Raw genomic sequence first — 25,222 nt, 5'->3', positions numbered from 1 at the left:
TGGACAACCGTGTGGACAACCCTGTGCACGAGGGGCCGGCATGTGTGGAGGACGTGTGGACGGCGGCCTCAGGCGTGGCCGTGCCAATCCTCCTCGTCGTCGTGCTCGGGCGGTGAGGCGACGTCGTGCACCTGGTGGTGCAGGTGCTCCATGCGCCCGTCCAGATCCGCGGCCACGCGCGCCGCGGCGGCCAGCTCCGTGGTGATGGACGGGGGCACGTCCCCGGCGAACTTGTAGTTGATCTTGTGCTCCAGCGACGCCCAGAAGTCCATGGCGATGGTCCGGAACTGCATCTCCACGGTCACCGGCAGCGTGCCTGTGGACAGGTGCACGGGCACCTGCACGAGGCAGTGCAGGCTCCGGTAGCCGCTGGGCTTGGGGCGGCGGATGTAGTCCTCCACCTCGAGCACGCGGATGTCCGGCTGGGAGGTGAACAGGCGGAACACCCGGTAGACGTCCTCCGTGAAGCTGACGATCACGCGGGCTCCCGCGATGTCCGTGACGCCGCGGCGCAGGGCCTCCAGGTCCAGGGACAGCCCGCGCTCGGAGGCCTTGCGCAGCAGGGACTCGGGGGACTTCACCCGCGTGGCGATGTGCTCGATGGGGTTGTACTCGTGCAGGTGGGCGAACTCGTCCTGCAGGGTCTCCAGACGGGTCTCCACCTGCAGCAGCGCGGAACGGTACTCGAGGTCGAACCGCTCCACGTCCCCGCGCAAGGTCTCGAGCGCCTCGGCCACGGGCGGCGGCAGGCGGGTCAGGTCTGCCAACGGGGTGGTCTGCAGGGCCTCGAGTGCCGTGGAGGCGGGCACGCGGCGGTCCCCGGGGCCGGTCTCCGGCGCCAACGCGGCGTGTTCCTCATCACCAGCCATGCGCTCGAGACTAGGGGCGGATCCTGAGAGTCGTCTGAGCCGTCCACAGGCTCAGGCGGCACCCCCGGACCCGTCCCCGGCCCCGTCGGGATCCGATCCCCCGTCCTCCGGCGCGATCAGCACGGCCTCCAGAAGGGCGCGCCGCGCGTCGGAGTGGGGGACAGGACGCGTGGTGGCGGCGTCCACCACCACCATGACGGCGTCGCTGGTGAGGCACCGGCGGCCGTCCTGCCACAGCTCGTGGTGCAGCGTGTAGGAGGTCCGGCCGATCGCGCGGACCCACACCCGGGCGGTCAGCGCGGGGCCGTACTGCACGGGGGCCTCGTACTCCGTGGTCATGGAGCGCACGAAGCGCAGCACGCCGTCGTCGGCCTCCTCGCCCCAGGCCTGGGCGGCGCGCACACGCGCCTCCTCCGTGAGGGTCAGCAGGCGCACGTTGTTCACATGGCCGTAGGCGTCCTGGTCGGACCAGCGCAGCTGGATCGGGCCCTCCCAGGGCGTCTCCGGGCGTGGGGCGGGGGTCTGCTCGCTCATGGTCGCCAGGCTACCGCCGTTCCGGCCCGGCCCGGTCAGGGCAGCGGGGTGAACACCTTGCCGGGGTTGAGGATCCCGTGCGGGTCGAACACCGCCGTGTTCCGCTCCTGCAGGGTGTGCTGCGCGTCGCCGAGCTCGTCCCTCAGGAACGCCCGCTTGAGCAGCCCCACGCCGTGCTCGCCCGTCAGCGTGCCGCCCAGCTCGAGGCCCGCGCGGAACAGCATCCCTGCGGCCTCCCACACCTCGGCCGGGATCTCCCCGCCGCCCTCTCCGCCCACCCGGGACGCCTCCCCGAACAGCAGGATGGGGTGCAGGTTGCCGTCCCCGGCGTGCGCGGTGGTGGGGATCCGCAGCCCCGTGGCCCGCTCGATCTCCCGGATCCGCGCGAACATCTCCACCATCCGCGAGCGAGGCGGGGGAGTGCGGCGCGGAGCCGGTCATGCCCCCAGCATCCCACCGCCGTTGCCTAGGGTGGACCCCATGTCAGCCGACGCCCGCCCGCCCCGCCCCCTGGTCACCTCCCTGCGCCCGGACGGGCTGGACGACGACGCCGTCGCCCGGGTGGCCGGCGTCCTCGCCGAGGCGTTCCTCACCGACCCGTACACCGTGTCCTTCCTGCCCCGCAGCCGCCGGCGGGAGCGGCTCGCGGACATGTTCGACCGCGTGGTCCGGGACACCCTGCGGCCGGATCCGGCCCGCGGCGGGCAGGCCCCCGGCGTGGTGGACGTGGCCGTGGACCCCGCGGACGGGACCATGCTCGGCGCCGCGGTCTGGGGCCGCCCCGAGGCGCCCCGGGGCGTGGACCTGTGGGGCACCGCGGCCTCCGCCCCGCGTCTGGTCCGCGTCATGGGCCGGCACACCCTGGACCACGTGCGCACCGTGGCCGCGTGCGAGCGGGCCCGCCCGCGCGTGGCGCACTGGTACCTGCGGGACGTGGGCGCGCGCCCGTCCGCCCGGGGCCGCGGTGTGGCCCGGGCCCTCGTGGGGCGTCGCCAGCGGGACGCGCGGCAGGCCGGCGTCGGCGTCTACCTCGAGTCCTCCACACGCGCCAACGTGCCCCTGTACGAGCGGCTCGGGTTCCGTGAGACCGGGCCCGTCACCGCCCACGGCACCGAGGACCTCACCGGCATGTGGTGGGAGGCCTGACGACGCCCACCCGGCGCGTGGCCGCCGCGTGCATACCCGAGGCCCGAAGGTGACATGGTGGACCTCAGCTCGTGCTGATACCGAATGTCGTGATGTGACATCAGGTATCGTGAGCCACGCCACTACACTGTGCCTCCACCGATAAAGGAGCAACCCCTCCATGCCGACCCTGCGAACCGTCCCCCTCTCGGCCGCCACGCGGGAGGATCACCTCGCCCGCCTCCGGACCACCAGCCCGGAGGCCCCCCTCGACATCCTGATCGTGGGCGGCGGCTCCACCGGCGTGGGCGCCGCGTTCGACGCGGCCACCCGCGGCCTCGACGTCGGCATCGTCGAGGCCCGCGACTGGGCCTCCGGGACCTCGTCCCGCTCCTCCCGCCTCATGCACGGTGGCCTGCGCTACCTCGAGATGCTGGACGTCAAGCTGGTGTACGAAGCGCTGCGTGAGCGCGACCTGCTGCTCACCCAGACCGCACCCCACCTGGTGCGCCCCCTGCGCTTCGTCTTCCCGTTCTTCCACAAGGTGATCGACCGCGGCTTCATCGGCGCCGGCGTCACCATGTACGACGCCATGCAGTCGCTCGGCCGCCGCCGCGCGATGGGCGCGCACCGCCATCTCAGCCGCCGCTCCATGGCCGCGACCTTCCCCTCCCTCGACGACGAGAAGATCGTCGGCGCGGTGGAGTACGCCGACGCCCAGTTCGACGACGCCCGCCTGGCCATGATGCTCGTGCGCTCCGCCGTGGACCACGGCGCCGTGGCCGCCAACTACACCGCCGTCGTCGACTACCTGCGCGGCGATGACGGCCGTGTGCGGGGCGTGCGTGTCCGCGAGGAGACCTCCGGCGAGGAGTTCGACGTGCACGCGCGCGCCGTCATCCTGGCCGGGGGCGTCTGGACCCAGGAGCAGCAGGAGCTGGCCGAGGCCGACGGCGGCCTGGAGGTGCTCGCCTCCAAGGGCGCCCACATCACCGTCCCGCGCGAGCGCATCCGCGCCGACGCCGCCACCGGCGTGATCACCAAGACGGAGAAGTCCGTGCTGTTCCTCATCCCGTGGGACGAGTACTGGGTGATCGGCACCACGGACACCCCGTGGGCGGAGGACGTGGCCCATCCGGCCACCACCGCGGACGACGTCGACTACATCCTCGAACACGCCAATGCGGTGCTGAAGGAGGACCTCACGCGAGACGACGTGATCGCCACGTACGCCGGCCTGCGCCCGCTGCTGCAGCCGGTCACCGGCTCCGACGGCGCCTCCACCAAGATCTCCCGTGAGCACACCGTCACCGAGGTGGCCCCCGGCCTCACCGCCGTGGCCGGCGGCAAGTGGACCACGTACCGGGCCATGGCCGAGGACGTCGTGGACTTCGTGGTGCGCGAGACCCACCCGACCCGTCCCAGCCTCACCGAGCACACCCCCGTGCTCGGCGGCCTCGGCTACTCGGAGATCGAGGCGGAGGCGGACCGCATCGCCGCCGACTACGGCCTGGACGAGGCCCGCGTGGACCGGCTCCTGTTCCGCTACGGCACCGTCCTGCGCCACGTGCTCGACCTGATCGACGCCGACCCGTCCCTGGGCGTCCCGCTCGCCGAGGCGCCGCGCTACCTGCGCGCCGAGATCGTCTACGCGGCCCGGGCCGAAGGCGTCGTCCACCTGGACGACGTCATCGAGCGCCGCACGCGCCTGTCCACCGAGGTCCGCGACCGCGGCGTCGCGGCGGCCGAGGAGATCGCGTCCCTCGTGGCCCCCGAGCTGGGCTGGGACGCTGAGCGCATCGCCGGTGAGATCCGCGCGTACAAGGACCTCGTCGCCGCCCGCCTCCGCGGCGAGACCGCCCACGACGACGTCACCGCCGCCGCCGCGCTCGCAGCCGCCGACGCCGCCCCCGTCCACTGAAAGGAGCCCGTCCATGGGCACGATCTTCCTGCATGAGATCGCGGGCACCGCAATGCTGCTGCTGCTCGGCGTCGGCGTCGTCGCGAACGCGATCCTGACCAAGACCAAGGGCAACGGCGGAGGCTGGCTCCTGATCAACTTCGGCTGGGGCCTGGGCGTCTTCGCGGGCGTCTTCGTGGCCGCCGCCTCGGGCGCCCACCTCAACCCCGCCGTCACCGTCGGCCTGCTGGTCAGCGGCGCCGAGGAGTACGCCCCCGGGATCGCCGTGAACGCCGGCACCACGCTCGCCTACTTCGCGGCGCAGCTGATCGGCGCCTTCCTGGGCGCCGCCCTGGCCTGGCTGGCCTACCGCGACCACTACGCGGCGGAGACGGACCAGGGCGCGATCCTGGGCACCTTCGCCACCGGCCCGGAGATCCGGAACCCGCTGTCGAACATGATCACCGAGATCATCGGCACCTTCGTGCTGGTCCTCGTGGTCCTCATGTTCGGCAACACCCCCTCCGGCCTCGGCCCGCTGGCCGTCGCCCTGCTCGTCGTCGCGATCGGCGCGAGCCTCGGCGGCCCCACCGGCTACGCCATCAACCCGGCGCGTGACCTCGGGCCGCGCCTGTTCCACGCCGTGGCACCGATCCCCCACAAGGGCGGCTCCGACTGGGGCTACGCCTGGGTGCCGGTCGTCGGCCCCCTGATCGGCGCCGTGCTCGCCGGCCTCGCCTCGATGGCGCTCGTCTGAGCACCTCCGAGACACCCGTCCACCGCATCCTCGCTTCAAAGGAGAGGCCCATGTCAGCCCAGAAGTACGTCATGGCGATCGACCAGGGGACCACGTCCACGCGTGCGATCCTGTTCGACCACGAGGGCACCATCGTGTCCACCGGCCAGCTCGAGCACGAGCAGATCTTCCCCCGCGCCGGGTGGGTCGAGCATGACCCCCAGGAGATCTGGCGGAACACCCGCGAGGTCATCGGCCAGGCCCTGTCCCGTGCCGAGATCACCCGTCACGAGATCGTGGCCGTCGGTGTCACGAACCAGCGCGAGACCGCCGTCGTGTGGGACCGCCGCACCGGCAAGCCGGTCTACAACGCGATCGTCTGGCAGGACACCCGCACGCAGAAGATCTGCGACCGGCTGGCGGGGGAGGAGGGCCCGGAGAAGTACAAGGAGCGCGTCGGCCTGCCGCTGGCCACCTACTTCTCCGGCCCCAAGGTGGCCTGGATCCTGGAGAACGTGGAGGGCGCCCGGGAGGCGGCCGAGCGCGGCGACCTGCTGTTCGGCACCACGGACTCGTGGGTCATCTGGAACCTCACGGGCGGCGTGGACTCGGGTGTGCACGTCACGGACGTCACCAACGCGTCCCGCACGATGCTCATGAACATCGACACGCTCGACTGGAACGAGGACATCTGCCGGGACATGGGCATCCCGATGTCCATGCTGCCGCGCATCGCGAGCTCGTCCGAGGAGGTCGGCCGCGCGGCCGGCCACCAGCTGCTCCGCGAGGCCCCGATCACCGGCATCCTGGGCGACCAGCAGGCCGCGACCTTCGGCCAGGCCTGCTTCGAGGTCGGCCAGGCCAAGAACACTTACGGCACCGGCAACTTCGTGCTGATCAACACTGGCGAGGAGCTCGTCCACTCCGAGAACGGCCTGCTCACCACCGTGTGCTACCGGATCGGCGACGAGAAGCCGGTGTACGCGCTCGAGGGCTCCGTGGCCGTGACCGGCTCGCTGGTCCAGTGGGTGCGCGACAACCTGAACCTCATCAGCAGCGCCCCGGAGATCGAGGAGCTCGCCCGCGAGGTGGAGGACAACGGCGGCGTCTACCTGGTGCCGGCGTTCTCCGGCCTGTTCGCCCCGCACTGGGACTCCACGGCGCGCGGCACGATGGTGGGCCTGACCCGCTACGTGACCAAGCACCACATCGCCCGCGCCGTCCTCGAGGCCACCGCCTACCAGTCCCGTGAGGTCGTCGACGCGATGAACGCGGACTCCGGCGTGGACCTCACGGAGCTGAAGGTCGACGGCGGCATGGTCATGAACGAGACCCTCATGCAGTTCCAGGCCGACCTGCTGCGGGTCCCCGTGGTCCGCCCGAAGGTCATCGAGACCACCGCGCTGGGCGCCGCCTACGCGGCTGGCCTCGCGGTGGGCTTCTGGACGTCCACCGAGGACGTCGTCGCCAACTGGCAGGAGGACCGCCGCTGGGAGCCGACCATGGACGAGGAGAAGGCCGAGCGCCTGCTCCGCCTGTGGAAGCGCGCCGTGGAGCGGGCCCGTGAGTGGATCGACGAGGACGTGGAGGCGCTCGAGGGCTGAGCCCGGGCCTCCCTGTCGACCGGCCGGGGCCGGGGGCGTCGTGCCCCCGGCCCCGGCCGCGTCGTGAGGCGCCCCACGTCGGGGCGCCGGCGGGAGGGCGGGTCAGTAGGCTGGTCCGGCCGGTCCCGTGCGCCCCGGGCCGGTCCGTGCCGACCCGGCCCCTCCGGAAGGACCCCATGCAGCACCCCGTGCAGGACTACCTCTCCTCCCTCGTCGACCGCCTGCGCGCGGAGCGGGGCGGCGAGCTCGCCACCTACATCCCCGTGCTGGCCGAGGCGGACCCCGAGCGCCTCGGCGTGGCGATGGCCACCGTCACCGGGCGCGTGCACTGCGCCGGGGACGCGGACACCGAGTTCACCATCCAGTCCGTGTCCAAGCCCTTCGCCTACGCGGCCGCGCTCGTGGACCGCGGCGCGGAGAACGTGGACGCCGCCGTCGGCCTCAACCCCTCCGGTGAGGCGTTCAACGAGCTCTCCCTCGAGGAGCAGTCCAAGCGCCCGGACAACGCGATGATCAATGCGGGCGCGCTCGCGGTCCACCAGCTGCTGGTGGGCCCGTTCGCGGGCAGGCAGGAGCGGATCGACCGGGTGGTGGGGCTGATGTCCCTGCTCGCCGGCCGGCGGCTCACCGTGGACCGGGCCACCTACGAGTCGGAGATGGGGGCCTCGGACCGCAACTTCGCCCTTGCGCACATGCTGCGCAGCCACGGGATCCTGCACGACCGCGCGGAGGACGTGGTGGCCGGCTATGTGGCCCAGTGCTCGGTGCTGGTCACCGTCCGGGACCTGGCGGTCATGGGTGCGTGCCTGGCCTCCGGCGGCGTGCACCCCCTCACCGGGGAGCGGGTCCTGCCGTCCCTCGTCTGCCGGCAGGTGCTCTCCGTGATGTCCTCGGCCGGCATGTACGAGGCTGCCGGCCAGTGGATGGCGCACGTCGGGATCCCCGCGAAGTCCGGCGTGTCCGGGTCGGTGCTCGGCGCCCTGCCCGGCCAGGCGGGGATCGCCGTGTTCTCCCCGCCCCTGGACGCCGCGGGCAACTCGGTGCGCGGCGTGCTGGCGTTCGAGCGCATGTCCGAGGACCTGAACCTGCACGTCATGGAGGCGGACGCCCTCGGTGGCACCGTGGTGCGGTTCGTCCGCCGCGAGGGGGACACCGTGCTCATGCACCTGCAGGGCGTCATCCGCTTCGGCGGCGCCGAGGCCGTGGCCACCGCCATGGCGGACCTGGGCACCGGCGACGAGCCCGTCGCGGGGGACTGGCAGACCCCCGCCTACCCCGAGTGGGAGCACGAGGTGCTCCGCGCGGTCGACGGCGTGGCGGCCGAGCACGGGGACCGCGTGCCCCGCGAGGACGAGGACCCCGCCCTGGCCGTGGCCGCCGCAACCGGCGACGGCTCCGTGCGCGAGGCCACCGCCGCGCGCGAGGAGGAGGGCTCCATCCGCACCGTCGTGCTGAACCTCGAGCGCGTGGACCGGATGACGCGCGTGGGACGGCACCTGGTCTCCGAGGGCATCCGCCGGCTCCAGGGCGACGGCGTGGAGGTCCAGGTCGTCGACCCCGACGGGATGCTCGGCGTCGCCTGACCGCCTCGGTCCAGGGGTCGGGGGGCCGCTCGGCGCCCGGCGCCTCCCTGCACTCGCCACCGCGGAGACGATTTCCGTTCATCGGCTGTTCACCTTAGGCTGGGGTGTCGACCCCCAGCTCATCCCCGAACCGCCGAGGTCCCCCATGCCCGCCTGGCTCCGCCGCATCGCCGAGAGGTCCGCGCCCGTCGCGCGCCGTCGTCGTGCCGTGCCCGCACCGGGACGGGCCGCACGCGTGGGCTGGTGGGCCGCCGGTGCGCTGCCGCTGGTCGGCTGCCTCACCTCGTTCCCGATCGGGGCGTCCAAGCCGACCCTCGTGATCCCCGGGGTGGGGTACCAGGGCGGCTTCCCGGCCGGCTGGCAGCACGCGCTGAACCAGCCCGCCTACTTCACGTGGGTCTCCAACGCGTTGGTGGCCGGCACCTCCCTCACCCTCGCCGCCCGGCGCACCGCGCCCACCTCGGACGCGTTCTGGGCGGTCCGCACCGCGGGCCTGGGCTCCGTGATGGTCACGGGGATCGTCTACAACGGGCTGCTGCGCGGCATGGAGCAGGACACCGTGCTGTACCGGTTCAACGACACGCTCCAGCACATCGTGAACCCCGTTCTGGCGCCCGCCGTGTGGGCGGCGTTCGACCCCCGCGGGCAGATCACCGTCCGTCGTGCCGGCCTGGCCGCCGTCATCCCGCTGGTCTGGGCCGCCGTCACCCTCGCCCGCGGGGCCCGGATCGATTGGTACCCGTACCCGTTCCTCGACGTGCCGCGGATGGGCTACCGGGACGTCGGCGTCGTCCTGTCCGTGGTGCTGGCGGGCTTCTCCGGCCTCCTGGGCGTGCTCGGCCAGGTGGACCGGCGCCTCGCCGTCCGCTGACCCGGGGTCACGGCGACGACGGCGTCGGCCCGGGCGGCCGAGTGCGCCGACCCGGTCAGCAGCAGGGTCTCGCGGTCCTTGAGCAGCTCGTAGAGGTCGGCCGCGTCGGCCGGGCGCAGCGTCACGTCCTCGTCCGCGAGGAGCGCGGGGGAGTAGGGGTGCGCCTGCTCGGGCGTGCGATCCCAGGGCCGGCACTCGGCGGGGACGTCATCGGCGCGGTCCGTCTGCGCGGGCGCCACGGTCAGTCCGCCAGGGCGCCCTGGATGCGCCGCACGGTCGTCAGGTCCTGCCTCATGGACCCCGTGAGAGCACATCGGGGCGCCCGGGGTGGAGGCCCCTCACACGCCGGCGGCGAACACCTCGGGGATCGGGGTCGGCCCGTCGGTGAACTCGACGTGGCGGCCCGCGGCTGCCTCGGCGTCGAGCGCCGCCACGATCATGCGCGCCACGTTGGCCCGCGAGGTGGACTTGTCCTCGTCGTCCGTGAGGCGCGGGTCCACGGCCACGGCCCCGGTGGGCTCGTCCAGGGTGAGGGCGCCGGGGCCGAGGATCGTCCAGTCCAGCGACGATGCACGCAGGTACTCGTCCGCCTCGGCCTTGGCCTGCGCGTACGCGTGGAACGGGTGGTCCTCCGGGACGCCGTGGTCCAGGGAGGCGCCCAGGTAGGACACCATCACGTAGCGCGGCACGCCCGCGGCCTCGGCGGCGTCCATCGAGGCGATCGCGGCGTCCCGGTCCACGGCCTTCGTGCGCGCCGCATCCCCGCCGCCCGCGCCGGCGGCCCAGACGACGGCGTCGCGTCCGCGCAGGGCCTCTTCGAGCTCCTCACGGGAGGCCCGCTCGACGTCCAGCACGAGGGGCTCGGCGCCCGCGGCGCGCACGTCCTCGGCGTGGTCGGGGTTCCGGACGACGGCCGTGACCGTGTGGCCGGCCTCCGTCAGCAGGGGCGTGGCGAGCAGGGCCACCTTGCCGTGTCCGCCGATGATCAGCACGTCCGCCATGGGGGTCTCCTCCCTCTCGGGGTGGTCGTTGGTCCCCGGCACAACGGCTCCGGCGGCGGGGATATTCCGGCTCACCGGGGCGACGACGACGGCGCCGCTCCCGGCGGCCCGGCCCTCAGCACTGCGCCCGCCCCTCAGCCCTCCGCCTGCCCCTGCCGCCAGTAGCCCATGAAGGAGATGTTCCGCTTCGGGATCCCGCCCTCGCCCACCGCGAGCCGCCGCAGGGCCCGCACCATCGCGGACTCGCCGGCCAGGAACACGTAGGTGTCGGGGCGGTCGGCGCCGGATACGGGCTCCGCCAGGGACCACTCGCGCGCCTCGCCCTCGGCCGGAGGCGGCTCCACGGGGTCGGCGTCGCGCAGGCCGAGCAGGGCGGCCAGACGGGCCTGCGCCCAGCTGCCCGTCGCCGCGCCGGGGGACCCGGCGTCGTCGTCCCCGTCCCGGTGGCCGACGTGCAGGCGGACCCGGCCGTGCCGCGCCACGTCCAGCGGGCGGGAGGCGTCCCAGGCGGCGGGCACGCTGAGGCGCTCGGCGATCAGGTCGCCCAGCTCCGCGCCGGCCGGCAGCTCGAGCACCAGGTCGGCCTCGCCGTCGAAACCGCCGAACGGGTCGGCGAGCTCCTCGGCCACGGAGATCAGGGCCGGGGCGGCGGTCTCGTCCCCCACGGCCAGCACGCGGCGGGCCCCGGTGGGGCTCCAGCCGGCCCACGCGGGCGCGTCGGCGGAGGGGACCAGCACGTTGACGTCGTCGCCGGCGGTCACGGTGCGCGCCCAGCGCAGCCCGGGGCCCTGGTGGGGGTCGTCGGCGTCGTCCGGGTCGCCGTGGAGGACGACGTCGATGGTCAGCGCCGGGACGTCGTGCCCGTCCACGCGGGTGCGCCCGGCCGAGCGCACCGTGTAGGTGCGCATCCAGCCGCGCTCGGCCTCGGGGATGGCCAGGAACCCGGCGCGGAAGCCGGCCGAGAGGTCCGGGTCGGCGGACACCCCGCCCGGCGGCGGCACGAGGACCTTCACGTAGGCGTCCCGGCGGGGGCGGGCACCCCGGTACAGCTGGTGCAGGTCCGGCACCCCCGGCGGCAGGGTGCCCAGCAGGTCCGGGCTGGCCCGGCGCAGATCCTCGCCGGCCAGCACGATGCGCCGGAACCCCCGGCAGGGCTGGTCCACCGTCACCACCCGGGTGTGCGCCACGAACATCGACTCCGCGCTCATGCGGCTCCCTCTCGTGCTCCTCGGTCCCCGGCCCCGCGCGGCAGCACCACCGGGTGCCCGAGCAGGGGGTCGGGGACCACGTCCGCGTCCAGTCCGAACACCGTCGCCAGCACCTCGGGCACGAGAACCTCGGCCGGGGTGCCGGCCGCGGCCACGCGCCCGCCGGCCAGGGCCACCATGTGGTCGGCCACGCGGGCGGCGAGGCTCAGCTCGTGCAGGACCGCCACCACGGTGGCCCGCGGCGCCCGGCCGGTGGGGTCCGGCAGGCCCCGCACGAGGTCCAGGAGCTCCACCTGGTGGTTCAGGTCGAGGTAGCTGGTGGGCTCGTCGAGCAGCACCACGGGGGTGGCCTGGGCGAGCACGAGCGCGAGCCACGCGCGCTGGCGCTGCCCGCCGGAGAGCGTGCTCACGTCCCGGTCGGCCAGCCCCAGCAGGTCGGCGCGCTCGAGCGCCGAGGCGACGGCGTCGTCGTCGCCGGGGGCGCGCCCGCCGAGCAGCCCGCGGTGCGGGTTCCGCCCGCGCTCCACGAGCTGGGCCACCGTCATGCCCTCGGGGGCCACGGGGTGCTGCGGCAGCAGGGCCACCGTCCGGGCGTAGGCGCGCGCCGAGAGGGCGGCCGCGTCCCGGTCCAGCACGTCGATCGAGCCCGCGCGCAGCGGCAGCTGGCGGGTGAGCCCGCGCAGCAGGGTGGACTTGCCGCACGCGTTGGCGCCGATCACGGCGGTCACCCGGCCCGCGGGCAGGTCCAGGTCCATGGGTCCCACCACCGGCGGTGCGGAGGCCGGGCCGTAGCCCAGCTCCACGCCGCGCAGCCGCAGGCCCGCCGGGTCCGCCCCGGGGGTCGGGGCAGGGGTCGTCGTCGTCATGGTCCTCCTCAGGCCGGCCTCGCGCCGGCACGGACGGCGCCCTGGCGCAGGAGCAGCCAGAGCATGAGTGGGGCGCCCGCGGCGCCGGTGAGCACTCCGGTGGGCAGGGCGGCGCCGCCGGCCAGCAGGCCCACCGCCTCGGCGGCCACGACGTCGGCCAGGACCACGAGCACGGCCCCCGTCAGCGCCGCGACGGGCAGGGACGGGCGGCCGCCGGCGATCCCGCGGGCCAGGGGCGTGGCCAGCAGTGCCACGAACGCCAGCGGGCCCACCGCGGCGGTCGCGGCGGCGGCGAGCGCCGCGCCCACCGCCAGTGCCGCCGCCCCCGTGGGACCGGGGCGGGCGCCCAGGGCGTGGGCCAGGTCGGGGCCGACGTCGGCCGGGGCCAGCGCCGCGTGCAGGGCCGCGCCGAGGGGCAGCAGCACCGCCAGCGCGGCGGCCATCAGACCGATCCGGCCCCAGGTCACGCCGTTGAGCGAGCCGGCGATCCACACCGTGGCCGACTGCAGGTCGTGCTGTGCCAGGCTGAGCATGGTCCCGGCCACGACGGCCTGCCCCGCGGCCGACACCGCGATGCCGGCCACCACGAAGCGCTCCCCGCCGATCGACCGGGCCGCGAGGAACACGGCCGCGGCGGCCGCCGCCCCGCCAGCCAGGGCGGCCCCGGCGCGGGCGAGGTCCGTGGAGCCGCCGGCCTGCCCCGCCGTGACGGCCAACAGCAGCACGACGCCGGCCGCAGCCCCCGAGGTCACCCCGAGGATGTCGGGGGAGGCCAGGGGGTTGCGCAGGGTGCGGCGGTACAGGGCGCCGGCGGCACCGAGCGCAGCGCCGGACAGCATCGCCGCCACGGCGCGGGGCAGCTTGGACTCCAGCACGATGAAGCTCGCGCCTGGGATCACCTCCCCGCCGAGGATCCGCACGAGGTCCGGGACGGTCACCTGGTAGGTCCCCCACGTGACCCGCAGCAGCACCAGGCCGACCAGCAGCGCCGCCAGCCCGGCCGTGGCGAGTGTGAGGCGGCGGCGGCCCGCGCGGCGCAGGCGCGCGACGGCGTCGCGGGCGTCCGCGGAGGGCCCGGTCGGGGCGGCGGTCAGGGGGAGCGCGGGGCTCATGCGCCCACCCCCGGCCGGCGCAGGAGCGCGAGCAGCACGGGCACGCCGAGGACCACGGTGGTCACCCCGAGGTGGATCTCGGCGGGGGCGAGCACGATCCGGCCGAGCACGTCCGCGAGGACCACGAGCACCGCTCCCCACAGGGCGCAGCCGAGCACGAGCGCGCGGGCGGTGGCCGGGCGCAGGCGCCGCAGCGCGTGCGGGGCCAGCAGGCCCACGAACCCCACGGGGCCGGCCAGGGCCACGGCCGCGCCCGTCAGCAGCACCACCGCCGCCAGCAGCGCGGCGCGCGTGCGGCCGGGCCGCCGGCCGAGGCCGTGGGCGAGGTCGTCGCCGAGGGCGAGCGCGTCGAGCCCGGGCGCCGCCGCCGCCGCCAGCAGGATCCCGACGCCGACCACGGGCGCCAGCAGGACGGCGTCGCCGAGGTCCGCGCGCGCCACCGTGCCGATCGCCCAGAACCGGAACCGGTCCTGCACGGTGGGGGAGAGCACGAGCAGGGCGGTGGTGGCCGCCGTGGCCCCGGCCGTGACGGCCGCGCCGGCGAGCACGAGGGCCACGGGCGAGGGCGCCCCCGGTGCCCCGCCCGCGCGGGCCGCGGCCGCCGCCACCGCGTAGACCGCCACGGCGGCCGCTAGGGTGCCCAGGGCCGCCAGGCCCGCGATCGCGGCGGTGGAGCCGCCCAGTCCCACGGCGATGCCCGCGGCCGTGGCCAGGGAGGCCCCGGCCGAGAGGCCCAGGAGCCCCGGGTCGCCCAGGGGGTTGCGGGTGGCGCCCTGCAGCGCGGCGCCCGCCACGGCGAGCGCGGCCCCCACGAGGGTCGCGGTCACGGTGCGGGGCACGCGCGCGGCGACCGCGGCGGCGTCGATGCCCTCGGGGACGCCTCTCCCCGTGAGCAGGGCGCCGAGGGTGTCCAGGACCACGGCCGGTGGGACCGGCCGGGCGCCCAGGGCGAGGCCGGCCACCGTCGCGGCCGCGAGCAGGGCCAGCGGCAGGAGTCCGAACAGCACGCCCTCGCGCGCCGCGGAGGGGCGCGCCGGGGCGCGGCGGGCGGCCGGGGCGGCGAGGGCGGTCGGCGGCACGGCGGAGTCAGCCCCGCGCGGCCGCGGCGACCTCGGCGATCGGCGGGACGACCTTCTCCAGGGCGAACGGGATGGACAGCGGGGAGATCGCCGAGACGGAGAGGACTTCCTGGTCGTCCGTCTGCAGCACCAGGCCGCCGGCCTGCACCGCGGGGATGGAGCCCAGCAGCGGATCGGACTCGATGGCCTCGCGCACCTCCTCGCTCTGCGCCCAGGAGACCAGGACGTCGGACTCGAGCTCGTCGGCGCGCTCGGGGGACCACGTGATGTAGAAGGCCGTGTCGTCCTCCGCGTTCTCCGCGACCACGGGGGCCTGCTCCATGCCGAGGTCCTCGAGGAAGCGGGGGCGGTTGTCGACGTCGGTGTAGAGGCTGATCTGGTCCGCGGCGGCGGGGTCCACGGTCCCGTAGAGGAACGTGGTCCCGGACAGCGCCTCGTGCTGCGCAGCGGCGTCGGCGATCCGGCCCTCGACGTCGGCCACGAGGTCCTGCGCCTGCTGCTCCCGCCCGAGCACGCGGCCGATGACCTCGGTGGTGGTGCGCCACGGGGTGCCGAATGCCGGGACGTCCTTCGGGTAGGCGACCGTGGGGGCGATCTTGGAGAGGCGGTCGTAGTCCTCCTGGGTGATGCCGGAGTAGACGGCCAGGATGACGTCCGGCTGCACGGCGGCGATCGCCTCGGCGTCGATCCCGTCCGCCTCCGACCAGGTCACCGGCCGCTCCCCGCCGAGCTCCTCCAGCTTCGCGTCGAACCAGTCCGTGGACTGCTGAGCGTTGCCGCCGAACTCCACGGCCGCCATGCCCACGGGGACCACGCCGAGGGCCAGGACCACGTCCTGGTTCACCCAGGAGACGGTGGCCACGCGCGTGGGGGCCTCGGTGATCTCGGTGGTGCCGTAGACATGCTGCACGGTCACGGGGAAGGCGCCGCCCTCGGCCGGGGCGGACGAGGCGGACGACGCCGAGGAGGCCGAGCCGGAGCCGGCGGAGGCGCCGCCGTCGGCCGGGCCCGTGGAGCAGGCGGCGAGCAGCAGGGTCAGGCCGGAGCCGCCTGCGGCGAAGAAGGAGCGGCGGGACAGGGGCGACGGCATGTCGGTCCTCTCGGTCGGGATCCGGCGCGGGACGTCGGGGGACGGCCGACACGCGGGGGAGAATTAGGCGATGCGCTCATGCGCTAATCAGGCAGGTTAGCCGACCCTAAGTTCCAGGTGCAAACGGTCGGGTGGGTCCGCTGCGCCCGTACGATGGGCGGGTGACCGAGAACCCCTCCTCCTCGCTGCCGCGTCCCGCCTCCGCCTCCCCGTCCGTCGATGCCGACCACGGCACGCGCGTGGCCTCGATGTTCGACGGCATCGCCGGCCGGTACGACCTCATGAACGCCGTCATGACGTGGGGCCAGGAGCCGCGCCTGGTGCGCCGGACGGTGGAGCGCGCCAACATCCCCGCGGGCGCCCGCGTGCTCGACCTCGCCACCGGCACGGGGGACCTGGCCCTGGAGATCCTGCGCCGGCATCCGGACGCGCAGGTGGTGGGGGCGGACTTCGCCCCCGAGATGATGGCCGTCGGCAAGGAGCGCGAGGGCGGCGACCGCGTCGAGTGGGTCGAGGCGGACGCCCTGGACCTGCCCTTCGCGGACGAGGAGTTCGACGCGGTCACCCACGGCTACCTGCTGCGCAATGTGGCGGACATCCCCGCCGCGCTCGCCGAGCAGTTCCGCGTCCTGCGCCCCGGCGGCTGGGTGGCCGCTCTGGAGACCTCCCCGGCGCCGGACAACATCATCAAGCCGTTCTCCAGCTTCTACATCCACCGGGTCATGCCGCGCCTGGCGCGCCTGATCGCGGACCGGCCCGAGGCGTACGAGTACCTCTCCTCCTCCACGCAGGCGTTCCGCTCCCCCGAGGAGGTGGCGGGCCTGTTCGCCGATGCCGGGTTCGTGGACGTGGGGCATGAGCTGTTCATGTTCGGCACCCTCGCCGTGCACTGGGCCATGAAGCCCGTGGTGTGATACATCCCACTGAGGCGGTCCCGGTCTGATCCGGGCATGTGACGAGTAGGATGTCGATCCAGTCACGCTCCACGGCCTCGACTTGACCAGGGTCCCGGAGCGGAGCTGGACGGTGCGGAGGACGGACCCATCCCCTCTGAATCCCGGATCGTCCGCGCACCCGCGGGGCACCTCCTCCTCCGCCGCCGCCTACGGCCACAGGCCCTCGGCGTTGACGCTCCGGCAGGGTGCTGGCCCCCGTCAGCGACCACGAAGGGACTCACTCCGTGAGCACTTCCCAGCACACCGTCTCCCCCGCCTCCATGTCCGAGCTGCGGCAGGTCCTCCCGGACCTGGCCCACCCGGACGGCTCCCCGGTCCGCGCCCTCGTGGTGGACGCCGAGCCCCTCGTGGCGGACCTGCTCTCCATGGGCTTCTCCCTCTGCGGCTGGGAGACCCAGGTGGCCCGCGACGGCGCCATGGGCGTCCAGGAGGGCACCCGGCGCCGCCCCGACCTGGTCATCCTCGACACGCAGCTGCCGGACATGGACGGCCTCCAGGTCCTCGCGCGCCTGCGCGCGCACTGGGCCGACCTGCCGGTCCTGGTCCTCACCGCCCAGGCTGAGCCCGCGGACCGCATCCCGGCACTGTCCGCCGGCGCGGACGACGTCGTCGCCAAGCCGTTCGCGGTGGAGGAAGTCCTCCTGCGTGCGCACCGGATCGTGCAGCGCTCCGGCCTGGCCACGGCATCGGGCGAGGAGCTCGTGGTGGGCGACCTCATCATGAACACCCGCACCCACGAGGTGACCCGCGGCGGCGACCTGATCGAGCTCACCGCCACGCAGTTCAACCTGCTGAAGTTCCTCATGGCCAACGTGCGCACCGTGCTCTCCAAGGAGCGCATCCTCAAGGACGTGTGGGGCTACGACTTCGGCGGCCGCGCGAACATCGTGGAGCTGTACATCTCCTACCTGCGCAAGCGGATCGACGCCGGCCGCGAGCCGATGATCCACACCGTGCGGGGCGCCGGCTACGTGATCCGCCCGGTCGAGTCCTGAGCCCCAGCCGGGCGGGGCGCCCGAGTCGCGTGGTCCTCGAGATCACGGAGTGCGCCTGACAAGGGTTTCCTTTGACGGGGGTGGTGCGTAGCGTGGGCCTCGTTGCTTGACGAGCAACGCCCCGGGTGCACTCCGGGGTGCATCACCGAGAGTCGGACGCCGCGACGTCCGCGAAAGGAGCACCATGCAGTTCCGCAAGACCGCCACCGCCCTGACCCTGAGCGCCGCCGTGCTGATGGGTGCCGGCGTCCCCGCCGCCACCGCGTCCACCTCCGCCTCCCCCGCCGCCACCGCGTCCACCGCCGCGCCGGCCTCCTCCTCGGCCCCGGCCGAGCAGCAGGAGACCCGCGACGAGGACAACGGCGACTGGGGCCTGTGGGGCCTGCTGGGCCTCCTCGGCTTGGGCGGCCTCCTGGGCCGCAACAAGAAGCGCGAGACCGTGCGCCACGAGCCCGTGCGCGAGACGCACCGTGTGGACACCACCACCCACCACACCGACGGCCGCGTCACCGACGCCACGGACCGCCTGCGCGGCACCGACGGCACCCGCGGCGACGGCATCCCCGGCAACGGCCGCTGAGTCCCGCCGCACGCAGCATTCTGACGGCCCGCATCCGGGAGGCATCGGCCTCCCGGGGCGGGCCGTCAGCCTGTCTGGGGGCCTTGCGTGTCCCGTCCGTCCCGCGCCGGCGCCGGCCCTCACGCCCCCGGCGCCCAGCGGCGCACCGTCTGCGTGAGCCGGTCCAGGGCGGCGGGCCCGGCGCTCCACCGCTGCCAGTGGAGGGGGATCTCGGCGTCGCCGAGCTCGGGCACCAGCGTGAGGTCCGGGTGCGTGCCCGCGAAGACGGCCGCCGGCACCTGCTCCGTGGGGAGCATGCCCCAGCCCAGGCCGACCCGCACGGCCGTGGCGTAGGCGGCCACCGAGGGGACCTGGTGGTGAGGAGGAGCGGGGCGTCCGGCCGGGGCGTGCGCCCCCTCAGCGCCGGCGCGGGCCAGCACGGCCCGCTGCAGCCCGTCGCGGGGGCCGTAGTCCACCACCGGCAGCGCGCCGACGTCGATCCGCCCCGCCGCGTCCCGGTGCAGGTCCAAGAGGAAGGCCGCCGCCACCGCGTGGTAGCGCATGGTGCCGATCCGCTCCACCGTGCATCCCGTGACGGGCGCCGGGTCGTCCGTCACCGCGGCCACCGCGGTCCCGTCCCGCAGCAGCTCCGTGGTGTGGCCCTGGTCCTCGGCGTGCAGATGGAGGACGACGTCGTCCCACGTCGCCGCCTCGCGGAGCACGGGCCGCCACCACGTGTCCAGGGAGTCGGCGTTGACCGCCACGGACAGCGGGGCGCGCCCGCCCGCCCCTCGGCCGAGGGCGGCCAGGGCCTCGTCCTCGAGGGCGAGGGTCTGCCTGGCCAGGCGGAGCATGCGCTCTCCGGCGGGGGTGGGCCGCACGGGGACGGTGCGGGCGAGCAGCACCTGGCCGGTCTGCCGCTCGAGCGCCCTGATCCGCTGGGAGAAGGCGGAGCCGGAGATGCGCAGGGCCTCCGCACCGGCGTCGAAGGTGCCGTGGTCCACGGCGGCGGCCAGGGCGCGCAGATGGTCCGAGTTCACCGGTCCAGGCTAGCGGCCCGCTGAAGGATCCCTTCAGATCCTGAAGGGAAGCCTCCTGGAGCGGATGCCCCGGCGTGCCTAGCCTCGTCCCCCGTGACCGCCTTCGCCTCCGGATTCCTGACCTACCTCGCCCTCGTCGTCGCCATCGGCGCCCAGACCCTGTTCCTGCTGCGCCAGAGCGTGCGCGGCGACCGGGCGTGGACGGCCATCGGCATCTGCTTCCTCGGGGACGTCGTGCTGCTGAGCGCCGGCACGGCGGGGATCGGCGTGGTGGCCGAGCGCTGGCCGTGGCTGGTCACCGCCCTGACCGTGGCCGGCGTGGTCTACCTCGTGTGGTTCGCCCTCGCCGCGCTCCGCTCGTCCGTGCGCGGGCACCGCACCCTCGAGGAGGCCGCGGCCGAGGTCCGGGACGACGCCTGGGCCCCCTCCGCGGAGGAGGTCGCCGTGATGACCGGGCGGCTGCCCGTGCTGCCCGCCGCCGGGCGGGCGCCGGGAGGGGCCGTGGCAGTCCCGGCGGGGACCTCGGCCGAGGTGTCGGGGGCGGGCGGTGCGGCACCGGTGGCCGTCCGGACGAGGCCGGCCCCCGCGACGGTGCGCCCGTCCGCGGCCCCGCGGACCCCGCTGCGCCGGCTGGTGCTGCTCAGCCTGTCCGTGTCCCTGCTGAACCCGCACGCGATCCTGGACACCGTGGTGATGATGGGCACCTTCGCCCAGTCCTTCGGGACGCTGAAGTGGGCCTACGCCGGCGGGGCCGTCGCCGCCGGCGCCCTGTGGTTCGGCCTCCTGGGCTGGGGCGGGGCGAAGCTGGCCCCCGTGATGAACACGCCCCGCACCTGGCGGGTGGTGGACGCCGTGGTGGCCGTGCTGATGCTGGCCATCGCGGCGAAGGTGGGCCTGACCCTGCTCTGACCCGACGCGACCGGCCCCGCCCTCCACGTCCCCACGAATCGACTGCACTTCTGACCCTTCTGAGCGCCGTACGGGCCCGGAGAAGGGTCAGAAGCGCAGTCGATTCCCGCCGGGGCGGGGGAGGATGGAGGCATGCGCACCCGTCCCGATCTGAACACCCCCGCCGCCCGTCCCGACGCCGAGGCGCCCGCGCAGGTCATCCGGGTGGCCGCCGTCGTGATGGCCCGCCCGGACGGCCGGGTGCTCACCGTGCGCAGGGCAGGGACGGGGATGTTCCTGTTCCCCGGCGGGAAGCACCATGCGGGGGAGCAGCCCGTGGACACCGCCGTCCGGGAGACCGCCGAGGAGACCGGGCTGCGGATCCGCCCGGACGAGCTCGTGCACCTGGGCGCGTGGGACACCCCGGCCGCGAATGAGCCGGGCTCCGCCCTGCACGCCGAGGTCTACGGGCTGTGGCGGCCGATCGCCCGGCACGAGGTCCCCGAGCCCACGGACGAGATCGTGCAGCTGCACTGGATGGACTCGGCCGACCCGCAGGCCCCCGCCGGGTACGCGGTGGCTCCGCTGCTGCTCCCCGTCCTGGCCGCCGTGGCGGCGACGCCCCTGTTCTGACGGGAGCCGACGCCGGGGTGCCCCGCCGCGGGCGCCGCGCCACTGACTACCCTGAACCGGTGACCTCCCTGCTCCGCATCCTCCGCTTTGCGCCCGAGCTGAACCCCCTCTACCTCGGCATCGCCGTCAGCGCGATGCTGCGGGCGATGCTCGCGCTGGCCACGCCGTTCCTGATCGGCGCGGCCACGGACCGGATCGTGGACGCGATCGCGGGCCGCTCCACCGTGGCCGAGGCCGTCACCGCGGTGACGTGGCTGGCGGCGGCGTTCCTCGCCGTCGAGCTGGCGGCCACCGCCGTGGTGTCCGTGGGCGGCTACTGGGGGGACGTGATGGCCGCGCGCATGCGCACCCTCCTCTCCGCCCGGTACTTCGACCACCTGCTGCACCTGCCGCAGCGGTACTTCGACACGGAGATCACCGGCCGCATCACCAACCGGCTCAACCGCTCCATCACCGAGCTCACCCAGTTCCTGAACTTCTTCGCGAACAACGCGTTCACCATGCTCCTCACCACGGTGGCCGTCCTGGTGATCTCGGGGACCTACTGGTGGCCGCTGGCGGTGCTGCTCGCCGTCGTCTTCCCCGTGTACATGTGGCTGACCGCCAAGACCTCCTCCCGCTGGCAGGTGTGGGAGGGAGAGAAGAACACGGAGATCGACATCGCCTCGGGGCGCTTCACCGAGGTCGTCTCCCAGATGCCGGTGGTGCGCGCCTACAACCGGCAGGACACCGAGCTGGCCGGGTTCCACGAGCGGTTCGGGCGGACCATCGGCCTCACACGGGCGCAGTCGCGGTGGTGGCACTCCATGGATGCCGCCCGCCGTGTGGCGCTGAACGTCATCTTCGCCGTGCTCTACCTGCTGGTGTTCGTGCGGACGGCGCAGGGCGAGTTCTCCGTGGGGGACATGGTGATCCTCCTGCAGCTGATGAACATGGCCCGCGAGCCCATCTTCTCCATGAGCTACCTCGTGGACTCCGCCCAGCGCGCCGTGGCCGGCTCCCGCGACTACTTCGCCGTCCTCTCCGAGGAGCGCGAGGAGGACCTGCACGCCCGCCCCGCCGTCGTGCCCGCGGACGCCCGGACCGGCGACGACGCCCCCGCCGTGCGCTTCCGCGACGTGCACTTCGCCTACGGGGACGGCGAGGAGGTGCTCTCCGGGATCGACTTCGCGATCGGCCGGGGAGAGAAGGTGGCGCTCGTGGGGGAGTCCGGCGGCGGCAAGTCCACCATCACGAACCTGCTGATGGGCCTGTACCCCGTCACGTCCGGACGGATCGAGGTGTTCGGGCAGGACGTGGCCGCCCAGGACCTGGCCGAGCTGCGCGCGCGGGTCGCGGCCGTGTTCCAGGAGCCGCACCTGTTCTCCGGGACGGTGCGGGAGAACATCGCGTACGCGGACCCGGACGCCTCCGACGAGCGCGTGCGCGCGGCCGCTCGGGCGGCGTACGCGGACCGGTTCGTCTCCGAGTTCCCCGACGGCTACGAGCAGTTGATCGGCGAGCGCGGCCTGCGCCTGTCCGGCGGGCAGCGCCAGCGGATCGCCGTGGCCCGGGCCGTGCTCAAGGACGCCCCCGTGCTCATCCTGGACGAGGCCACCTCCAGCCTGGACACCAAGTCCGAGCGGCTCGTGCAGACCGCCCTCGATGAGCTCATGGTGGGCCGGTCCTCGCTGATCGTGGCGCATCGGCTCTCCACCATCGCGTCCGTGGACCGGATCGTCACCCTGCGCAAAGGGCGGGTGCAGGAGGTGGGCACGCCCGCCGAGCTCGCGGTGTCCGGGGGCATCTACTCCCAGCTGCTCGAGCTGCAGCAGGCCGGCACCAAGCAGGCCCGGAAGCTGCTCAAGGAGTACGGAATCTCCGGCTGAGCTCCGGCCGGGTGTGGAGCGCTCTGTGGCCGAGCCCCCACGGAGAATCCACTGCACTTGTGACCCTTCTGAGCGGTGACATGGCCGCCAGAAGGGTCAGAACTGCAGCGGATTCGTGGGGGAGCGGTGGGGGGAGCCTCCTGCGCTCAGCGGTCCCGGATCTCTGCGGTGGAGTACCGCACGTCCGCGGGGACGTCCACCGTCACCGCGGTGCCCGCCTCCCCCTCGGCCGCGTCCGGGATCTCCCCGCTGAAGCCGCCGCACCCCTCGGACCACGCCACCGGCACGTAGTGGAGGTCCTGGGGGTCCAGGTAGCCGATCGAGGACGGGCCGGCGTCGGGGTCGTCGCACACCAGCAGCACCCGGTGGGGGCGGACGTCGTTCGGGGCGCCGCTGGAGGTCTCCCTGCCGTCCTCGCCCGTGCCGGTGGTCCCGCCGGCGAGTTCCTCGGCGGTCTCGTCCACGACCGGGGCGTCCTCACCCGCGGCGAGCACGCCGTGCAGGCCGTCGAGGTCGGGCCCGTCCTGAAACGCGAGCACAGACAGGTCCGGCTCCCACAGGTCCGGGAACGCGACCGCGGTGTTCTCCCTGTCCGGAGCACCGATGACGACCCCGGCGTCGGTCAGCAGGACGCGCGGGTCGCGCCGGATCGAGGCGAGCTCGGCCTCCCGGGCCGCGGAGACCTCGGCCTCCTGCGCGGCCGGGGACGACGACGTCGCCCCCGCGGTGCCGTCGGTCGCAGTCGCGGGGGAGGGGCTCGAGATGGAAGGGCTCGAGGTGACGGAGCCGGCCGCCGAGGAGGCCGGAGCCGCGGACGGCTCGGCGGGGGCGGCGCACCCGGCCAGGCCCAGCGCGAGGGCGAGGGCCGCCGTCGTGCGGGAGACGGGGCGGTGCGGGCGGGCGGCGGTGACGGCCATGGCGGACCTCCGAGCGAGGGGGAGGCGGGGCTCCCGGCGCCCGCCCGGCCTGCCGCCGTGCGGTGCGTGAGGCGAGCCTAGGCGTTCAATGTGACCGATGTCACCCCCGTCAGCGGCCCTTCATCACCGCCAGTCGTCCGGCCTCGCCAGCGGCGACGCCGAACTCGTACCGGATGGCCCCGTCCACGATGTGCTCGGCGGCCACGGTGTACCGCACGTCGATCGGGGAGCAGCGCGGCCCGGTGCCGATCACGAGGTAGGTCTGGCCGGCCACGACGTCCACCCCGGAGGTGTCCGACTCCGGGAGGGGCGAGCCGTGCTCGCACAGCAGGACCACCCGGTGGACCTCGCCCGGCCCGGAGACGGGCACGGTGAGCGCTCCGGGCCGGCTCACCGGGTCCCGCTCGGCCGGCACGATTGTCTCCGCGACCACGGGCTCGGCCTCGGGATCCCACTCCTCCGCCTGCCACACGTCGGTGGTCCGCGCCCAGGCCTCGAACGTGAGGCCGCCCTCGCCCTCGGTGAAGAGCGCCGCCGGGACGTCGACCACGGCGTACCGCGGCTCTGCGGTCGCCGCGGACTCCGACGCAGCCCGGATGGACGCGCGCGCCGAGGCCGCGGGATCCTCGCCCTGCGCGGCCGCCCGGGCGTTGGAGAGCGGCTCGCGGCTCTCCTCGGGGGCCGGATCGGCGGCGTCCGCGGACGACGACGGCGCCGGACCGGGCTCGGTCCCCGCGCAGCCGCTCAAGCCCAGCGCCAGGGTGAGGGCCGCCGTCGTGAGGGTCAGGGGGAGCCGGAGGCGGCGCGGGGATTCCATGGGGCCAGCCTATGCGCTGGATGTGCCGAGGGTCACCCGCCGAGTCTGAGCGCCCGGCGGATCGTGCGGGTGACGGACAGGGCCGCCAGCTGCGAGGTGCGCGGATTGTCCGGGGAGGGCGCGGACGCGACGGCCAGCTCGATCCGACCCGCCGGACCCGCGGCGGTGACCTCATGCCGGGTCCACTCCGCGGCGGCGTCCGCCACGAGCTCCACACGCACCCGCTCGAGGGACCGGGCGAGGAGAGCGGCGTCGTCGTCCCCGGGGCGGGCCGGGCGGCCGCGCGTGGCCCAGGCCAGGGCCACCGCCACGTTCACGTTGGCGGGGAAGCGCTCCACGGCCTCGGCGGGGTCTCCCTCCAGCACGACGACGGGCCCGTCCGCCGGCCGCAGGCCCTTCAGCCGGGCGGCCTCCGCGGCGGACATCCACGGGCGGACCAGCCCGCGGGGGTGCTTGACGCTGCGGATCCGCACCTCGTCCAGGCCGTCCGCCTCTGCGGCGGCCCCGAGGACGTCGAACCCGCCGATCGCCCCGTTGCTCACGTGGAGGCGGCCCGGACCGGCCAGCAGTGCCTCCGCCGCCTCACGACGGGCGAGGGCGCCCACGCTGGAGAGCACCAGGTCAGTGCCGCGGGCCACCACGGCCGGCCCGAACCGCCGGGCCGGGACGATCCCGGCGCACTCCACCACCAGGTCCGCGGCGGGCAGGCCGACGGTCGGGCCTTCCGGGTCCGCGAGGGGGACGAGCCGCACGCCGAGGTCTCCGCGGGCCCGGTGCACCGCCACGTCCCGCACGGCGGCCGTGAGCCGCACCCGGTCGGATTCGCGCTCCGGGGCGAGGCCCGCGGCCACGGCCCGGCCGACCGCGCCGAAGCCCAGCAGCAGCACGGAGCGGGGCCGCGCGTCGTCCGTGGAGGCGGGGGCGCCGGTGCGGGCGGGGAAGTGCGGGGTCATGGCGACCATCCTGGCATC

24 protein-coding genes and 1 pseudogene are annotated in these 25,222 nt (G+C 74.7%); 12 read left to right on the top strand and 13 right to left on the bottom strand.

Annotated elements, in window-relative coordinates:
* Nucleotides 1-68: 68 nt before the first annotated feature.
* From MA879_RS00610 to MA879_RS00600, 3 genes and pseudogenes are all read right to left on the bottom strand, one after another.
* Complete coding sequence (locus tag MA879_RS00610; protein WP_248122350.1) at nucleotides 69-869, bottom strand: GTP pyrophosphokinase; 801 nt, start codon at nucleotides 867-869, stop codon at nucleotides 69-71.
* A 51-nt stretch (nucleotides 870-920) separates the two neighbouring features.
* Nucleotides 921-1,403, bottom strand: a complete 483-nt coding sequence (locus tag MA879_RS00605) for an acyl-CoA thioesterase (protein ID WP_248122349.1) — start codon at nucleotides 1,401-1,403, stop codon at nucleotides 921-923.
* Nucleotides 1,404-1,438: 35 nt separating this feature from the next.
* A pseudogene (locus tag MA879_RS00600) lies at nucleotides 1,439-1,816 on the bottom strand (FAD-linked oxidase C-terminal domain-containing protein); the annotation flags it as partial.
* Between the two features lie 67 nt (nucleotides 1,817-1,883).
* On the opposite strand from MA879_RS00600, the gene MA879_RS00595 reads away from it, so the two are divergent.
* From MA879_RS00595 to MA879_RS00570, 6 genes are all read left to right on the top strand, one after another.
* Nucleotides 1,884-2,549, top strand: a complete 666-nt coding sequence (locus MA879_RS00595; protein ID WP_248122347.1) for a GNAT family N-acetyltransferase — start codon at nucleotides 1,884-1,886, stop codon at nucleotides 2,547-2,549.
* Between the two features lie 160 nt (nucleotides 2,550-2,709).
* Nucleotides 2,710-4,449, top strand: a complete 1,740-nt coding sequence (locus tag MA879_RS00590; protein WP_248122345.1) for a glycerol-3-phosphate dehydrogenase/oxidase — start codon at nucleotides 2,710-2,712, stop codon at nucleotides 4,447-4,449.
* 13 nt (nucleotides 4,450-4,462) lie between these two features.
* Nucleotides 4,463-5,185 carry an MIP/aquaporin family protein gene (locus MA879_RS00585; protein ID WP_248122343.1) on the top strand — a complete coding sequence of 241 codons (723 nt, stop codon included), beginning with the start codon at nucleotides 4,463-4,465 and terminating at the stop codon, nucleotides 5,183-5,185.
* 50 nt (nucleotides 5,186-5,235) lie between these two features.
* The gene (gene glpK / locus MA879_RS00580; RefSeq protein WP_248122341.1) at nucleotides 5,236-6,768 is read left to right on the top strand and encodes a glycerol kinase GlpK; all 1,533 of its coding nucleotides are present in this window, start codon (nucleotides 5,236-5,238) and stop codon (nucleotides 6,766-6,768) included.
* 176 nt (nucleotides 6,769-6,944) lie between these two features.
* Nucleotides 6,945-8,351, top strand: a complete 1,407-nt coding sequence (gene glsA, locus MA879_RS00575; RefSeq protein ID WP_248122339.1) for a glutaminase A — start codon at nucleotides 6,945-6,947, stop codon at nucleotides 8,349-8,351.
* Nucleotides 8,352-8,496: 145 nt separating this feature from the next.
* Nucleotides 8,497-9,222 (top strand): Pr6Pr family membrane protein, encoded by a 726-nt coding sequence (locus MA879_RS00570; protein ID WP_248122338.1) that lies wholly within the window; start codon nucleotides 8,497-8,499, stop codon nucleotides 9,220-9,222.
* Nucleotides 9,223-9,560: 338 nt separating this feature from the next.
* On the opposite strand, the gene MA879_RS00565 is transcribed toward MA879_RS00570, so the two are convergent.
* The 6 genes from MA879_RS00565 to MA879_RS00540 form a co-directional block, all read right to left on the bottom strand.
* Complete coding sequence (locus MA879_RS00565) at nucleotides 9,561-10,223, bottom strand: SDR family oxidoreductase (protein ID WP_248122336.1); 663 nt, start codon at nucleotides 10,221-10,223, stop codon at nucleotides 9,561-9,563.
* A gap of 134 nt (nucleotides 10,224-10,357) precedes the next feature.
* Nucleotides 10,358-11,431 carry a siderophore-interacting protein gene (locus MA879_RS00560; protein WP_248122334.1) on the bottom strand — a complete coding sequence of 358 codons (1,074 nt, stop codon included), beginning with the start codon at nucleotides 11,429-11,431 and terminating at the stop codon, nucleotides 10,358-10,360.
* Nucleotides 11,428-12,297, bottom strand: coding sequence for an ABC transporter ATP-binding protein (locus MA879_RS00555; RefSeq protein ID WP_248122332.1), 870 nt, complete (start codon nucleotides 12,295-12,297; stop codon nucleotides 11,428-11,430). The genes MA879_RS00560 and MA879_RS00555 overlap by 4 nt, the downstream gene beginning before the upstream one ends.
* Before the next feature lie 8 nt (nucleotides 12,298-12,305).
* Nucleotides 12,306-13,409 (bottom strand): iron chelate uptake ABC transporter family permease subunit, encoded by a 1,104-nt coding sequence (locus MA879_RS00550; protein ID WP_248122330.1) that lies wholly within the window; start codon nucleotides 13,407-13,409, stop codon nucleotides 12,306-12,308.
* Nucleotides 13,406-14,488: a FecCD family ABC transporter permease gene (locus MA879_RS00545; RefSeq protein WP_248122328.1), complete on the bottom strand. Its 1,083-nt coding sequence runs from the start codon at nucleotides 14,486-14,488 to the stop codon at nucleotides 13,406-13,408. The genes MA879_RS00550 and MA879_RS00545 overlap by 4 nt, the downstream gene beginning before the upstream one ends.
* Before the next feature lie 7 nt (nucleotides 14,489-14,495).
* Nucleotides 14,496-15,578, bottom strand: coding sequence for an iron-siderophore ABC transporter substrate-binding protein (locus tag MA879_RS00540; RefSeq protein WP_248122326.1), 1,083 nt, complete (start codon nucleotides 15,576-15,578; stop codon nucleotides 14,496-14,498).
* A gap of 161 nt (nucleotides 15,579-15,739) precedes the next feature.
* Here MA879_RS00540 and MA879_RS00535 point away from each other — a divergent pair, with 161 nt between their 5' ends.
* The 3 genes from MA879_RS00535 to MA879_RS00525 all read left to right on the top strand — a co-directional run bounded on the left by MA879_RS00535 (nucleotide 15,740) and on the right by MA879_RS00525 (nucleotide 18,109).
* The gene (locus tag MA879_RS00535; RefSeq protein ID WP_248122324.1) at nucleotides 15,740-16,492 is read left to right on the top strand and encodes a ubiquinone/menaquinone biosynthesis methyltransferase; all 753 of its coding nucleotides are present in this window, start codon (nucleotides 15,740-15,742) and stop codon (nucleotides 16,490-16,492) included.
* Nucleotides 16,493-16,794: 302 nt separating this feature from the next.
* Nucleotides 16,795-17,529, top strand: a complete 735-nt coding sequence (locus MA879_RS00530; protein ID WP_282447466.1) for a response regulator transcription factor — start codon at nucleotides 16,795-16,797, stop codon at nucleotides 17,527-17,529.
* Between the two features lie 184 nt (nucleotides 17,530-17,713).
* Nucleotides 17,714-18,109, top strand: a complete 396-nt coding sequence (locus MA879_RS00525) for a WGxxGxxG family protein (RefSeq protein ID WP_248122322.1) — start codon at nucleotides 17,714-17,716, stop codon at nucleotides 18,107-18,109.
* A 119-nt stretch (nucleotides 18,110-18,228) separates the two neighbouring features.
* Here the strand turns inward: MA879_RS00525 and MA879_RS00520 are convergent, their stop codons facing one another.
* Nucleotides 18,229-19,128 (bottom strand): ArgP/LysG family DNA-binding transcriptional regulator, encoded by a 900-nt coding sequence (locus MA879_RS00520; protein WP_248122320.1) that lies wholly within the window; start codon nucleotides 19,126-19,128, stop codon nucleotides 18,229-18,231.
* A gap of 93 nt (nucleotides 19,129-19,221) precedes the next feature.
* On the opposite strand from MA879_RS00520, the gene MA879_RS00515 reads away from it, so the two are divergent.
* The 3 genes from MA879_RS00515 to MA879_RS00505 all read left to right on the top strand — a co-directional run bounded on the left by MA879_RS00515 (nucleotide 19,222) and on the right by MA879_RS00505 (nucleotide 22,517).
* Nucleotides 19,222-20,037, top strand: coding sequence for a LysE/ArgO family amino acid transporter (locus MA879_RS00515; RefSeq protein ID WP_248122318.1), 816 nt, complete (start codon nucleotides 19,222-19,224; stop codon nucleotides 20,035-20,037).
* Nucleotides 20,038-20,169: 132 nt separating this feature from the next.
* Nucleotides 20,170-20,649, top strand: a complete 480-nt coding sequence (locus MA879_RS00510; protein WP_248122316.1) for an NUDIX hydrolase — start codon at nucleotides 20,170-20,172, stop codon at nucleotides 20,647-20,649.
* Between the two features lie 59 nt (nucleotides 20,650-20,708).
* Nucleotides 20,709-22,517 carry an ABC transporter ATP-binding protein gene (locus MA879_RS00505; RefSeq protein WP_248122314.1) on the top strand — a complete coding sequence of 603 codons (1,809 nt, stop codon included), beginning with the start codon at nucleotides 20,709-20,711 and terminating at the stop codon, nucleotides 22,515-22,517.
* A 146-nt stretch (nucleotides 22,518-22,663) separates the two neighbouring features.
* Here the strand turns inward: MA879_RS00505 and MA879_RS00500 are convergent, their stop codons facing one another.
* The 3 genes from MA879_RS00500 to MA879_RS00490 form a co-directional block, all read right to left on the bottom strand.
* The gene (locus MA879_RS00500) at nucleotides 22,664-23,434 is read right to left on the bottom strand and encodes a hypothetical protein (RefSeq protein ID WP_248122312.1); all 771 of its coding nucleotides are present in this window, start codon (nucleotides 23,432-23,434) and stop codon (nucleotides 22,664-22,666) included.
* A 109-nt stretch (nucleotides 23,435-23,543) separates the two neighbouring features.
* Entirely contained in the window at nucleotides 23,544-24,251 is a 708-nt protein-coding gene (locus tag MA879_RS00495) for a hypothetical protein (protein WP_248122310.1), read from the bottom strand.
* A gap of 32 nt (nucleotides 24,252-24,283) precedes the next feature.
* Nucleotides 24,284-25,204 (bottom strand): aspartate dehydrogenase domain-containing protein, encoded by a 921-nt coding sequence (locus MA879_RS00490; RefSeq protein ID WP_248122308.1) that lies wholly within the window; start codon nucleotides 25,202-25,204, stop codon nucleotides 24,284-24,286.
* Nucleotides 25,205-25,222: the final 18 nt, after the last annotated feature.

It is taken from the genome of Micrococcus lacusdianchii, assembly GCF_023155805.1.
Taxonomy (GTDB): domain Bacteria; phylum Actinomycetota; class Actinomycetes; order Actinomycetales; family Micrococcaceae; genus Micrococcus; species Micrococcus lacusdianchii.
Note: the sequence above shows the minus strand (reverse complement) of the source record. Positions and strands in the feature narration are given on the sequence as shown.

What these genes read in the sequence shown, in the direction of transcription:
- MA879_RS00560 (WP_248122334.1), bottom strand. Translation starts at nt 11,431, where the DNA reads ATGAGCGCGGAGTCGATGTTCGTGGCGCACACCCGGGTGGTGACGGTG.
- MA879_RS00595 (WP_248122347.1), top strand. Translation starts at nt 1,884, where the DNA reads ATGTCAGCCGACGCCCGCCCGCCCCGCCCCCTGGTCACCTCCCTGCGC.
- MA879_RS00525 (WP_248122322.1), top strand. Translation starts at nt 17,714, where the DNA reads ATGCAGTTCCGCAAGACCGCCACCGCCCTGACCCTGAGCGCCGCCGTG.
- MA879_RS00540 (WP_248122326.1), bottom strand. Translation starts at nt 15,578, where the DNA reads ATGCCGTCGCCCCTGTCCCGCCGCTCCTTCTTCGCCGCAGGCGGCTCC.
- glpK (WP_248122341.1), top strand. Translation starts at nt 5,236, where the DNA reads ATGTCAGCCCAGAAGTACGTCATGGCGATCGACCAGGGGACCACGTCC.
- glsA (WP_248122339.1), top strand. Translation starts at nt 6,945, where the DNA reads ATGCAGCACCCCGTGCAGGACTACCTCTCCTCCCTCGTCGACCGCCTG.
- MA879_RS00570 (WP_248122338.1), top strand. Translation starts at nt 8,497, where the DNA reads ATGCCCGCCTGGCTCCGCCGCATCGCCGAGAGGTCCGCGCCCGTCGCG.
- MA879_RS00495 (WP_248122310.1), bottom strand. Translation starts at nt 24,251, where the DNA reads ATGGAATCCCCGCGCCGCCTCCGGCTCCCCCTGACCCTCACGACGGCG.
- MA879_RS00605 (WP_248122349.1), bottom strand. Translation starts at nt 1,403, where the DNA reads ATGAGCGAGCAGACCCCCGCCCCACGCCCGGAGACGCCCTGGGAGGGC.
- MA879_RS00565 (WP_248122336.1), bottom strand. Translation starts at nt 10,223, where the DNA reads ATGGCGGACGTGCTGATCATCGGCGGACACGGCAAGGTGGCCCTGCTC.
- MA879_RS00590 (WP_248122345.1), top strand. Translation starts at nt 2,710, where the DNA reads ATGCCGACCCTGCGAACCGTCCCCCTCTCGGCCGCCACGCGGGAGGAT.
- MA879_RS00610 (WP_248122350.1), bottom strand. Translation starts at nt 869, where the DNA reads ATGGCTGGTGATGAGGAACACGCCGCGTTGGCGCCGGAGACCGGCCCC.
- MA879_RS00530 (WP_282447466.1), top strand. Translation starts at nt 16,795, where the DNA reads ATGTCCGAGCTGCGGCAGGTCCTCCCGGACCTGGCCCACCCGGACGGC.
- MA879_RS00510 (WP_248122316.1), top strand. Translation starts at nt 20,170, where the DNA reads ATGCGCACCCGTCCCGATCTGAACACCCCCGCCGCCCGTCCCGACGCC.
- MA879_RS00500 (WP_248122312.1), bottom strand. Translation starts at nt 23,434, where the DNA reads ATGGCCGTCACCGCCGCCCGCCCGCACCGCCCCGTCTCCCGCACGACG.
- MA879_RS00490 (WP_248122308.1), bottom strand. Translation starts at nt 25,204, where the DNA reads ATGACCCCGCACTTCCCCGCCCGCACCGGCGCCCCCGCCTCCACGGAC.
- MA879_RS00585 (WP_248122343.1), top strand. Translation starts at nt 4,463, where the DNA reads ATGGGCACGATCTTCCTGCATGAGATCGCGGGCACCGCAATGCTGCTG.
- MA879_RS00555 (WP_248122332.1), bottom strand. Translation starts at nt 12,297, where the DNA reads ATGACGACGACGACCCCTGCCCCGACCCCCGGGGCGGACCCGGCGGGC.
- MA879_RS00550 (WP_248122330.1), bottom strand. Translation starts at nt 13,409, where the DNA reads ATGAGCCCCGCGCTCCCCCTGACCGCCGCCCCGACCGGGCCCTCCGCG.